Below are 12553 nucleotides of genomic sequence, written 5' to 3' on the forward strand. Positions count from 1 at the left end.
TGCGTGCTTGGCTGATATTCCTCGAATGATGGCAATAATGCCACTTCCCCACCCCCCGGTAAACCCGCATCATCGCTAGGCCAAAACACCTGAAGAAGGAATTTCACCATGCCAATGATCGACGCACTGTGGCCGGAAGGCGCCTTGACCTCTGAGGCGGAAGCACGTCTGGTAAAAGAATTGTCTGACATTTTGATCAAAGCGGAAGGCTACGATCCGGCCGATCCGATTGCGCAAAGCGTCACGGTGTTTCATCTGCATCGACCCGCCGCGGTATTCGTCGGCGGGGAACGCTTCAATGCGGCGCGCTACCGGATCATTCCTTCGGCGCCCGAGGGGCAATACACCGATGAGATCCGTAGCAAGCTGGTAAGAGACGTGACGGAAGCGGTGGCTCGCGCCGAGAGCCGGCCGTTCGAAGAGGTTGCACCGCGCGTTTGGGTGTTCCCAACGGAGATCCCCGATGGCCAGTGGGGCAGTCGTGGCGCTATCTGGACGCTGCCTGCCATTCACGCCATGCTGGCCGGGGCGTCCGAACGGAGCGCCGGCGAGGAGCGGCTGGCGCGCAGACGCCGCGAAAAGGCACGCATCACGCTCGGAGCCGCTCTTGATGCCGTTAGCTCGGCACCGAATTGAAGGAGAACCCACCATGAAATTCAACGATACGGCGCCGGTCACGGCGTCTGCAGAGGGTTTGCCGCTCTGGCTGGCCAGACTCGCCGAAAATGCGACGCTTGAGGCGACCGTCCTGAAGCGCCCGGTCGAGGGGCGGGCCGACATCCTGGCTGTGATCAAGCACGCGGTCTCGCTCTACGAGTTCCAGCAGCACAGCTACAAGGGCGAGATAGGCAACGGACTTTATATGGAGTCCTATCGCTCGCAGATTCAAGGCGTGCTAATCGAAACCCTGCTCGTGGCTCACATGAACGAACAGGGCGAGGCGGATTCTGTAGTAATCAACCATCGCCCGCTGGGTGCGGCGCAGCTGTTTTCGAATCTGATGTGGGAGCGGGTTGACGAACGGTTCCGCGACCTCTATCTGACTGGACCGGAAGCGGCAGCATTGAATGCGGCTTCCGGTGCGAGTTGATCGCGATTGCCCGGCTGGTGCATGCGGGAACGACGGAAGGGGCCGCTTGCACCGGCCTCTTCCGTGATTAGCTCTGGCTCAGCAAACGAGCGGCAATCGGATACAGCGTCATCACCAGTAGCAGCGCCATTACCACGTTGAAGATGCGTAGCCGCTTCGGGTCTGTGAGCACCTGCCGCATCGCCTGGCCAAAAGCCGCCCACAGGCAGATGCACGGAAAGCCGATCACATAAAACAGCACGGCCATCAGCATGACATTGGTGCCGAAATTCTCGCTCACGTGAATAGTCGTGGCCGCAGTCAGCACCATCATCCATGCCTTCGGATTGACCCACTGGAAGGCGATAGCCTCGAAGAATTTCATGGGCCGGCGCTCGCCCTTGCGCAGTTTCACTTCGCCGGACGTGCCGATCTTCCACGCGAGATACAGCAGGTAGGCGACGCTGGCGACCTCCAGCACCGAGTACAGCACCGGAAAACGGTGAAACGCCTCACCGAGCCCGAAGCCGACCGATAGCATCAGCAACACCACACCCGCGCTGATGCCGAACAGATGCGGCAGGGTGCGACGAAAGCCGAAATTGACGCCCGAGGCAAGCAACATGGTGTTGTTCGGCCCAGGCGTGATAGTGGTGACGAGCGCGAACAGGATGCCGGCGGGCAGCGCGCTCAGAGATTCGAGGGACATGGGTGGCTCCGGTGTCGATGCGTTTTAACGCAGTTTATCGACCCGGGCCAGTACAGTAACGGTACAGATTTGCCGATGGTGTCCGGTACAGATCGCGGACGTGGTGCTCTACGCGGCGAAACCGGCCGGCCGGGGCGCCTGGTGCTGGGCCCGGATGTCCTCCGAGGACGACGGCTCCTTGCGGTGATATCGGGCCGATACCCGTACTAAGCACATTATCTTCAGACTATTTCCGCAATGGGGATCCTGCGGCTATTGCCGAGCGCAGAGCGGTTCTGAGTTTGTTTGGCCTGTAGAATGTCTCCCGTCCAGGTAACTCGCCCACGGAGAGAATGTTGGAGACCATTGTTAGCAACGCCGTGCCCAGTAGTGAGATGCTCCTCGCGATCGTGAAGGCGCAGACGGAGATCGCCAAGCTGGGATTGGATCTTGGCGGCGTGATGAACTTCGTCACCGAACGGGTGCAGCAACTGACGGGGGCCGACGGCGCCGTCGTCGAGCTTGCCGAGGGCGATGAAATGGTCTACCGCGCGAGTTCGGGCCTTGCGGCTACCTTGCTAGGCTTACGGCTCAAGCGTCACGGCAGCCTGTCTGGCCTGTGCGTCGAGACTGGCGACATCCTGCGATGCGAGGACTCAGAAACCGACCCGCGCGTCGACCGCGAGGCCTGTCGGCGCGTTGGCCTGCGCTCGATGGTCGTGACTCCGCTCAGACATATGGATACAACGGTCGGTGTGCTGAAGGTTGTGGGCACAACGGTCAACGCATTCAGTGCCGACGATATTCGCGCGCTTGAGCTGATGTCCGAACTGATCGCTGCGGCCATGTTTCACGCTTCCAGGCACGAAACCAGCGAGCTTTACCTTCTGGCTACGCGCGATTCGCTAACTGGCTTGCCAAACCGCGCGCTGTTTTACGACCGTCTGCGGCAGGCGATTCAGCTGGCCCAGCGCTCTTCTGGAACGCTGGGCATTCTCAACCTCGACCTCAACGACCTGAAGCCCATTAACGACCGCTATGGCCATCGCGCGGGCGACGCGGCGATCAGGGAAGCGGCTGTACGCATGAATCGAACGGCGCGTCGGTCGGATACCGTGGCCCGTGTTGGTGGCGACGAGTTCGCCGTCATTCTGCCCGGTATCAGCTCAAAGGCGGATGCTGAGGGGCTCGGTATGCGCATTGTCGAGCAGGTTCGTGGGCCGTTCGAGTTCGAGGGGCGCGCGCTTGACCTCGATATCAGTGTTGGCGCGGCCGTTTTGCCCGATGATGGTGTCGAGATGACGACCCTCATCGATCGGGCCGATCAGGCCATGTACGAAGCCAAGCGTATTCGAAAAGAAGGGCGCGCCGAGCGTGTTTTCGCTGAGGGCTGACCGACGCGGCGCCCCAAGAAGTAATCTGGTCGACCGCTTTGCATGGGACCAGAGTAAGCGCTGAAGCGCTAACTCTGGTCGACAGGAGACAAAATGGGCCAGCAACGCTCCCGCCTGGATACAGGGCGCCGGAAACCGTACCGCGAGAAGGATTGCTCGCTTGACGACTTTCTCGCCGTATTGCACGAGCATCGCGATGCGGTTCGAGCCGAATACTCAGACGGTACGCGTGAGAACGTGCCGATCTACGATTGCATCGGGTTAAGCCGAGTACTCGAGGATGCGGCGCGTCGCACGGAGCTGCAAATCGAGTGGGCGGACGTTCTCGAACACGGTGCGGGTGTTCTGGTGTTGAAGCGCGCCTTTCCCGACACCGCGCCGATCGACGATGCAACGGCGGTCTTCGAGGCCATCATCCAGACCGAGCGAGAAGCGGGGGGCGAAGCAGCCGATCATTTTGCCAAGGCGGGGGCCAACGACAGAATATGGAATGCGCAGCAAAAGCTTTGCTTGCGCGCTCCGTCCGTATTCGCCCGTTACTACGCCAACCCGATGCTGGTTGCCGCATCGCAAGCATGGCTCGGCCCCTGCTTTCAGGTGACCTCGCAGGTGAACGTCGTGCGTCCCGGCGGAGACGCACAACAGGCGCACCGTGACTACCATCTCGGGTTCCAGACCGTAGCGGAGGCCGAGCGCTATCCGGCGCACGTCCATACCATGTCTGCTTTCCTGACACTGCAAGGTGCTGTCGCACACAGCGATATGCCCGTGGAAAGCGGGCCCACCAAGCTGCTGCCATTCTCGCAACGGTACGCGCAGGGCTATCTTGCATGGCGACGGCAGGACTTTCGAAACTACTTCGAGTCAAACTATGTTCAGTTGTCCCTCGAGAAAGGCGATGTGATTTTCTTCAGTCCTGCGCTTTTTCATGCGGCAGGGGCGAACCGGACGGCAAGCGTTCAACGCATGGCAAATCTGCTGCAGATTTCCTCGGCCTACGGTCGCGCAATGGAATCGTTGGATCGCACAACAATGTGCGAAGTCCTCTATCCGGTCCTGCTGGACAACCTCGCCACATCAAGGATGACCGAAGCTGAAGCCGACGCGGTCATTGCATCGTGCGCCGAGGGGTATCCGTTTCCCACCAACCTTGATAGTGACCCGCCTGTTGGCGGCCTTGCGCCGGAAAGCCAGCAAATGTTGTTCGCCCGGGCGCTCCGCGAGTCATGGGCGGCCGATACGTTTGCCGCAGCCCTGCGTCGGCAAGCGGTAAAGCGGGGGGCCTGACGTAGGCTCACGCCAAAGCACCGGGCGTGGGCACGGGAAGATTCGGTTCATAGCCGCTCATATAGAGGTCACACAGGTGCACGGCCGGGGCGAGGACATATCACGGAAGTCTGAGCAGGCCGCTCTTCACTTCGATGTGCCCCTTCGAAGAAAGATTGGCGATCGCGAGCCCGACTCGCGCTTCCGCGTCTGCTGGGGTACGGGACATGCCGATAAGCCGGCAAACGGATTTCGCAACGTCGACCTGCGGTGCGCTACCGACCTGATTCAGGACGTGTAATACGCCGTTGCCGAGTTCTTGCAGGCACACATCATCGACTCTACGCCGCGATGTCTCATCCTCTGAGGCCTCACGGAATCCGGCCCACACGAGCGGATTTACGCCCACTGGCCAGTAGAAGGTAACTTCGCCCTCAGAAGTTTTGCCAACCTGATGTGGAGTCAGCATTCGGAGCCTGTCTACGATTCGTGGCCCAGTGCGCTCTAAGCCCCAAGCCCTAGCAATCCTGCGGTGGAGGACACTTTCGTGGACCGGGCCTTCAGCCTCGATGATCAACATCAATTGGTCCGTCAACTTGCGGCTGTGGGCAAGGTCGTAAAAGTGATCAGGTTGACCTCCGGGCGGGGTAAGCATTTGATACTTCGGCACAGCCGCAGTGATGTCGGATTCGCTGACCAACGCATCCGCGGCGTAGATGATGTTGTCAATGTCGACATCTATCTCTGCGGGTTCGACTAGGGTTTCAACTGGCAACGCACCCTCGTTCGGATCTGTTTCGAGTTCCTTGTTCAGGCGAGCGAGTAAACTCTGTACTTCGACCTCCGGATTTAGCCACCAGTCAGTCGACCAAATCCGATGCAGTTGCCAACCTAGGCCTTCGAGAACCACTTGTCGCAGACGATCTCGATCCCGCGCGGTCGCGCCGGAGTGATAGGCCCTGCCGTCGCACTCGATACCGATGAGGTAGCGGCCGGGTGCTCTCGGATCCACTACGCCAATGTCGATGCGGTAACCAGAACAACCGACTTGCGGATGCACGACCCAGTTATGGTTTCGCAGCACTTTGATGACCTGCACCTCGAACGGGCTATCCGGCTCCATGCCAGTCGGCAGGGATTGCTCCAGTAAGGCACGGGGTCCCTTCAGTGCAAACTCGAGATAGTGCTTTAGATCGCGCACACCTGCAGCGCGAACGCGAGACAGGTCGATCTGCTCTGGGCGCAGCGTACTGAATATGACGACCTGTTCTCGCGCTCGAGAGACTGCCACATTGAGCCGGCGCTGACCGCCTTCGCTATTGAGCGGGCCAAAATTCATAGTCATCTTTCCTGCCGCGTCCGGTCCGTACGTGATCGAGAAGAAAATGACATCGCGCTCATCCCCTTGAACGTTTTCCAAGTTCTTGACGAACAAAGGCTCTCGCGATTGTGCCGAGACGGCTTTGTCCAGTTGAGCATTGCTTCGACGCCGGGCGTCCAGCAACGACTCGATCAGAGACTGTTGAGGTTGATTGAATGTCACGACACCCAGAGTCAGGTGCTGCCGGTTCTTGTCCAGGAAATGCTGTTCAATGCCACGAATGATTGCCTCGGCTTCCGCTCGATTTGTACGACTGCCACCACGATCATATACACCGGCGACGCACTCCAGACGTACCGCTATATCATCCGTAACAGGGGACGGGAAGGTAATGAGTTGGGAGTCATAGTAGGTGACGTTGCTGAACGTAATCAGGCTTTCGTGTCTGCTGCGATAGTGCCACTGCAGGCGCCGTCGATTCATTCCAGCACCCAGGCACTCGTCTAGGATGCTTTCGAGATCTTCTACCTGGCCATCATCGCCGGCGCCATCATCGATCTCCGCGGATTTGCTGAAAAAGCTAGTCGGCGGAAGTTGCTTTGTGTCTCCGACCACGACCAATTGCTTGCCACGCGCGATAGCGCCAACAGCATCCCATACAGGAATTTGCGAGGCTTCATCGAATACGACAACGTCGAACTGTGCATGGCCGGCATCCAGGTATTGGGCGACTGACAATGGCGACATCAACAGGCAGGGCTTCAATTTGGGCAGTAGCGTCGGAAGGCCATGCATCAGCTGGCGCACCGGAGTATGGCGAGTCTTCTTTTGCAACTCACGCCGTAACAGACCAAGTTCACTTTCGGAACTGATGACCATCCCCTTGGCACTCGGAACCTTGCCTGCGAGCGTCGCGGCGACGTATTGGGCAGTCAACCTTTGAAACTGTTCATCTGATTGTCGGAATTCATGGATCTTGCGCTCGTGGTCGGCACTCGAGAAGGTACGCAGTGTCGGATCGTTGTCAATGACCTTTTTGACCCACCAGTTCTCGTAGCTGAACTCGAAATGCTCCACAACTCGATCAAGTGGAACACGGCCGCTTTCTAGCGATGTCACTAAACCCTGTAGTCCCAGGTGCATGGCTTGCTCGCGCACCTGTCGCCACAGACACCACGACATAAATTGGCTCTTCGCGCGATGCCACCTGGCCGTCACGTCCGAAATACGCTCCAGTGCGCCGCTGGCATCAGACGGACCCTGCAGTGGCCTCGTAGGCTGAGACAACGATTCCACTGTTGTGAGTTGAGCGCGCAGTTCGCGCCAACTGTCTCGATAGGCCAGTAGCGTCCGACCCAATGTGGCACCCGGCTGAAGCAAGGCACGGTTGTCTACCACAAGTGCCTGTAGTCGGGTTCGCAGTTGCGCCGCTGCCTCCGAGTCTCCTGCAACCAGGGTGGCGGCATCAGAGAAGCTCTGCGCCCATTGTTCGTGCCGCGATACCTGGTCCCAGTTGGTCTTCACACCGTTGAACGTGTCCTGCAGAAGTTGCTGAGCCTCGATCTTAAGTGTCTGGAGTTGCTCATCTTCCGCGTTCACCCCGGCTAGGTGAGGGAGCATCGCCACGACGGCTTCGTCGGTCGGGCGTTTCCCATCGGACCGGTAGCTTGCCAATTTTCCGCGGGTAGCTCGTTTGTCCAAGACCGATTTCGGCCACCAAGTGCTTGTGGCTCGCGTCCATTCTTCTTTGAGTGATTTGCTGCTGAGCTCGGACAACTGCTCGGCCCAACCAGTGTCAAGCTTGTTCCAATGTTCATTGCGAGCCCTCCCGTGACGGGCAAGCGACTGAAGTTTTATTCGGGAGTCTGCGTCGTGTGCGCGGACGGCGACGCCTAGCGGAACCTGCGGCGCACCCAGCAATATATCCACTAGTCGGTCGAGTCTCTCGTAGCCTTCAAGGCTTAGACCCGAGGTCGGTGATCCCACCACACTTTCGGTTTCGGTAGCGCTTCCCTTGAACACATGAACGGCATGCTCGAGAGCTTGGGTGGCCGCTAATAGATTATCTTGCCAGGTTGGAGTCCATTCGATTTTGCCGACATGCTCAAGTGGATGGCCATGCAGCGCAACAAGCGCGCTGGATAGGGTCGTCATCCGCTTGGCAGTTTCACGCAGGTTCTCAAGTTCGTTGTAACCGTGAGTCGATGGGTCCGCCCACGGCATGGGAGAGGCGTCTTCGCCTGTGTGCTGAATGCATGTCCCAATGGCTTGATAGACCGTCAGCCCATTACGATGCGAACGGTGCAGTGACTCCACAAGGTGATTAAGATCTTGGCGAAGCTGTCCAAGGCGCTCGGCTTCCCGTGCCCATTCTTCACCTGTTCGCTGACCGTTGAAGTCCAGAGCGTTGCCGAGTTGTTGTAGCACTTCGGACTTGCGTGTCTTGGATGAATGCAGCTCAAGACAGAACGGTCCCAATCCGATGCTTGCTAGTCGGCGATGCACGACTTCCAGGGCTGCCATCTTCTCGGACACAAAAAGCACCGTCTTGCCCTTTGCCAGCAGATGGGCGATGAGATTCGTGATGGTCTGGCTCTTGCCAGTTCCTGGCGGCCCTTCGAGGACCAGATCTCGCCCAGAGTCGACGATGCAGATGGCCTTGAGCTGCGACGAATCCGAAAGCATGGGCGTGAAAAGATCTTGCGGCTTGTGAGTTTCGTCGAGCCGGTCAAAGCGCTCGTCGGTCTCGTCCTTTTCGAAGGCCTGCCCAGGGTTGTCTATCAGGTGCTTCACTACCCGATTTGCTTTGAGCTGCTCCGTTCGGTCCTGAAGGTCTTTCCACATCAGATACTTCGTAAACGAGAAGATACCGAGGTGGGCGTGCTCGACCACCTCCCATTTGGGGATCTCGCGTATGGCCAGCCGGAAGGCTTGCAATACTTTTCCGACGTCTACGCCCTTGCTGTCCGTCGGTACGACGTCCAACCCGGGGACGCGCATCTCAAAGTTCGTGCGCAGCATTTGGAGCAGTGTCGGATTGATGATTGTCTCGTCGTCGTGCCGACTGAGTCTGAATCCGGTTCGTACCGATTGCCGCTGCAGAGAAACGGGGACGAGGAGGATAGGCGCCTGATGCACCGATTCGGCGCTTTCGGTCTCGGTCCATTGCAGCATGCCTAGGGCGAGGTAAAGGGTATTGGCTCCCCCTTCCTCTAGCCCTGTGCGCGCAGCGCTGAAGATGGTCAGCAAATTGCCGTCCAGCGCCTCCTGAGCCACCCGGGCGATGAGTTCATTGTTGCTGAGGGCCTCGAGCGCCATGTCGTCCAGCGGTGTGCGGCCACCGCGGCTGGCGTGAACCTCGGCCATACGTGGATCCTTGCCCTCCATCAGGTTGGGCAAGGGGCGAACGCGAAACTCGATGCCGTCGGCGATGGCGTCCTCTAGTTTGCCCAGATCCGGGGCGACCAGTTGTAGGGTCGATTTGGTCGTCTTGAAGTTGAGCAAGCGATTGCGAAGCGTCAGGTCAAGCAGCCGTGCTTTCCATTTTGAGAGCCGACCTTCGGGCGTTTCGTCTGCTCCAATGTCCAACGGGGTGAGAAATTCAGGATCGAGCGGTGGGAGTTGCGGTGTCGGTTCGATCGCCTCGGGAGCCTCGGCTTCGTCCATCTCTGAGCGCTTGATACCTGTCACCCTGGAAGGCAGTGGTTTGATTTGAAGCTCGCGGGCACGATGAATGTCCACCGCGTAGCGGAAAGTACCTTCTCCCAGAAGGTGCGCCGATCCTTGCTCCAGCGCGATTCGTAGGGAGGGGCGGTGACTCGGATGTTGCGCAATTCCAGTGGTCTCGAACACAAGGAACTCACCGCTGTCCACGCGCTTGCGCACAGCCTGAACGTCGTCTGTGAGCGGGTCGGGGAAGCAGGCTTGGTGCAGCCACACCCCGACCCACGCGTGACCATCCTTGATCAGGATGACCGGTCGCAATCCGGCCTGCTCCATGCAGGAGGAGAAGAGCATAGCCAAATCGAGGCACGTCGCCACTCGACTCTCGAGAATGCGGTCCGGTGTGCGGATCTTCTGTCCATCAACGCCGAATGAGGCGGGTGGCTCCGAGTATTGGAAATTTTCAGCGGCAAGCGTGCTGTAGATTGCCGAGACCTGTTTCCAGACCACGTCGCGAGTCTTGGATTGATACCCATTCATCGACAGGTCATTATGCTGGTCGCGAAGCAGCTTCGACGCTTTGCCGATGAGGATGTCGATAGCGGGATTGTTCGGCATCGAAAAGGCCGCCAGCAATTCAGGCAGTGCTCGCGTACCCGCCCATTGGTCATAGGCGAGCACCTCAACGATCTGGCTGACGCGAGCCAGTTCGGTATCTCCCGTTTGGGCAACCACCGTGATCGATGCAGTTACTGCTTCTTGGAGATCGGCCAGGTAGCTGTGGTCGGGCGCCAAATCCAGTGGAGAAATGCGCCTGCTTTCATCCGGCGCGAGCTTTGCAAACCGAAGCTTTGTGCTTTGGGCAAACCGTGGATTGCAGTTGATCAAGATCTCGACATCGTCTAGATGTGTCTTGAAGCGGCTGGTAACGCGCAATGCGCGTACTACCGGCACGGAATTCTGGATCGAGGCGTAGCCAAGCGTCGGGTCTGCTTCGATCTCCAAGAGGAGAGTGTTGGGAGCTTCTGGCTCCGCATTACTGTTTGTTTGGTCCAACTCTTGCGGGTTGTTCGCCGCCCCCGTTTCCTGCTCTTGTTGGCTATTCATTGGCCCCTCGTTAGTGTTCTTACATTTTTAAGTGTTTTCTGTATTTTAGCGGTGAAATGTGCGCGTCCTCTGGAAGACCGTATGTGGTCAGTGACCACACTGGCAGAACCATTCTAGGCGACGCGTGAAGGAGTTCTCGCGCTTGGGCATCAGCGGAAACCCTTGGGGCTAGCTTGAGAGCGGCGACGCTGGAGAGCCGAGGGAAAGCTGCGGCTACCTCGACGTTGTTGGGCAAATTTTCCAAGGATGACTTTTTCGAGAATTTTGTCACCCAAGGACACCTCTTTGAGACCAGCTCTATCGATCCGTTTCGGAAAAGACGTCCAAATCATTGATTTATAGGCGTGCCAAAGACAACTTTTCTTAGATCTAGCGTTTGACCGCAATAATGGGGAGATGCTGCATGCGACCCACAACAACCAGCCGAAGCTTGTAAGCAAGGCATGGAATACGTTGGCGGGGTAGCACAGTGCGCCGAAATCCCGGCACTCAAGCAGAGATGGTGTAGGTCAGCACTTTCTAAGTGCTCAGAACGTCGCAGGTCTACCAGAATCCCCGCAACAGTGAAGCTTGAACGATTGTCGTCGAGGAAAAATAACAGAGGATTTTATTTTTTGCGGGCGTAATTATCGATTTTGTATTGAAGAAGAAACCAAAGAATAAAGATTGATAAAAATAGTGCAGATATTATTATTGTTGTCAGAAAAATAAATTTCCCGATTGGTCCATCTATCCGAATTCCAATTAAAAGTGATACAACTAAGGATGGCATCCAAATAAATGGCTGCATAGCAAAAATCCGACCTCGGTATCTCAACGCACTAAGCGCATGGAGGCAGCCCGTGTGCTCGACGAACACCCAGTCAACTTCTATAAAATTGCGTTGTTCCATTAGCGATCGTGGGTTCGAAATCGCGATGTCACCGTATTTTATGGTTCTCCACTCCCCGTTCCGGTGTTTCCAGCCATCGTAGGTATATCGTCCGCCCTGTATAAGTGACACATCTGAGGAGTTGTGGGCCCCATTGACCAGAACAAAGCAACGTTTTTCCTCATTGGAAGAAAGTACTCCGTAATTCGAATGTTCGCGCCTGGCAACGAGGTAGACACGCCCATCAGCCCGCCCTCTTATTAACCCGCTTTCAAGTATTGATTCGGCGCCTTTCTTACTCGTGAAGTGATATAAATCGTTCGAGTCTGGCTCTGGATTTGATGCCTTTGGAAAGTAAACAAGGCAGTAAAGCATCAGTGAGAACGAAAATCCAATTATCGACGATATAAAGATATACCCAATCCACCCCGCTATTGAATTGGTCGAGGTACAAGTGATTGATGTTAGTGCGCATGATCCGCCGACAATGGCAAGAAAAGCGGCTGGAACTTCTGGGTGAGAAAGGCGATAACATGCCCTCGAAATTGCATTTTTGTAATCTGTGATGCTGGGCATTTTGTTTGCGAAGTGTCAATGGAGTTTGTGGATGCATCATACAATACCTTCGATGGAGGCTGAAAAGATCGCGCCGCTGATCTCCGATCAAAGAGTTCATAATGTCGAGGAAGTTCTGAGAAGTCTACAATCCTTGGTGAATGCACTTCTCCTACTGGCGATGTTGCCGGAGCTGCCAGAGCAAAAGAGGTTGTTGGCCGGCACGATATCCTGAGAAGGTGCGATAAAGTTTGTCAACGCAAAGGTTTCGGACGGCGTCAACGCGGGGTTTTGATCTCGGAGCCCCCGGGGCCTGGGGAGTGCAACGCATGCCTTACCAGAAGCGTTTGAGCTGGCTCTAAGGATCGCTTCGAGGCTTTTGATTGATAACGCATGTCAGGAGTCGCGCCTCGTTGTTATCGGAGTCGCCAGTTGGCCGCCACCAACGGCCGTTGGTGGCGAGCGCACGGATGGCCAATTATCTTGCCGTCGGTATAAAGCTTTTTTGTCGCCCGGACGCTCGTTGCTAACCCCAACGTGTGTCGTCAAACTGAGAGCCATTAACCCACTAACTTGTCTGCCCAACCCAAACCGATTTACACTTCCGCTCTCAATCCAA

Annotated in this window: 6 protein-coding genes; 4 read left to right on the forward strand and 2 right to left on the reverse strand. The window is 57.0% G+C overall.

Going from position 1 to position 12553, the window contains the following annotated elements:
- Positions 1-108: 108 nt before the first annotated feature.
- Complete coding sequence (locus BLQ92_RS04145; protein WP_090681995.1) at positions 109-636, forward strand: tautomerase family protein; 528 nt, start codon at positions 109-111, stop codon at positions 634-636.
- A 13-nt stretch (positions 637-649) separates the two neighbouring features.
- Positions 650-1090 carry a hypothetical protein gene (locus BLQ92_RS04150; protein WP_090681996.1) on the forward strand — a complete coding sequence of 147 codons (441 nt, stop codon included), beginning with the start codon at positions 650-652 and terminating at the stop codon, positions 1088-1090.
- Between the two features lie 67 nt (positions 1091-1157).
- On the opposite strand, the gene BLQ92_RS04155 is transcribed toward BLQ92_RS04150, so the two are convergent.
- Positions 1158-1778: a LysE family translocator gene (locus BLQ92_RS04155; RefSeq protein ID WP_090681998.1), complete on the reverse strand. Its 621-nt coding sequence runs from the start codon at positions 1776-1778 to the stop codon at positions 1158-1160.
- A gap of 332 nt (positions 1779-2110) precedes the next feature.
- Here BLQ92_RS04155 and BLQ92_RS04160 point away from each other — a divergent pair, with 332 nt between their 5' ends.
- On the forward strand, positions 2111-3151 hold the full coding sequence (locus tag BLQ92_RS04160; RefSeq protein ID WP_090681999.1) for a sensor domain-containing diguanylate cyclase: 1041 nt from the start codon (positions 2111-2113) through the stop codon (positions 3149-3151).
- Between the two features lie 93 nt (positions 3152-3244).
- On the forward strand, positions 3245-4438 hold the full coding sequence (locus BLQ92_RS04165; protein ID WP_090682001.1) for a phytanoyl-CoA dioxygenase family protein: 1194 nt from the start codon (positions 3245-3247) through the stop codon (positions 4436-4438).
- A 100-nt stretch (positions 4439-4538) separates the two neighbouring features.
- Here BLQ92_RS04165 and BLQ92_RS04170 read toward each other — a convergent pair whose 3' ends face one another.
- Positions 4539-10508 carry a DUF3320 domain-containing protein gene (locus tag BLQ92_RS04170; RefSeq protein WP_090682003.1) on the reverse strand — a complete coding sequence of 1990 codons (5970 nt, stop codon included), beginning with the start codon at positions 10506-10508 and terminating at the stop codon, positions 4539-4541.
- Between the last annotated feature and the right edge of the window lie 2045 nt (positions 10509-12553).

The organism is Paraburkholderia phenazinium (assembly GCF_900100735.1).
In the GTDB taxonomy this organism is placed as follows: domain Bacteria; phylum Pseudomonadota; class Gammaproteobacteria; order Burkholderiales; family Burkholderiaceae; genus Paraburkholderia; species Paraburkholderia phenazinia.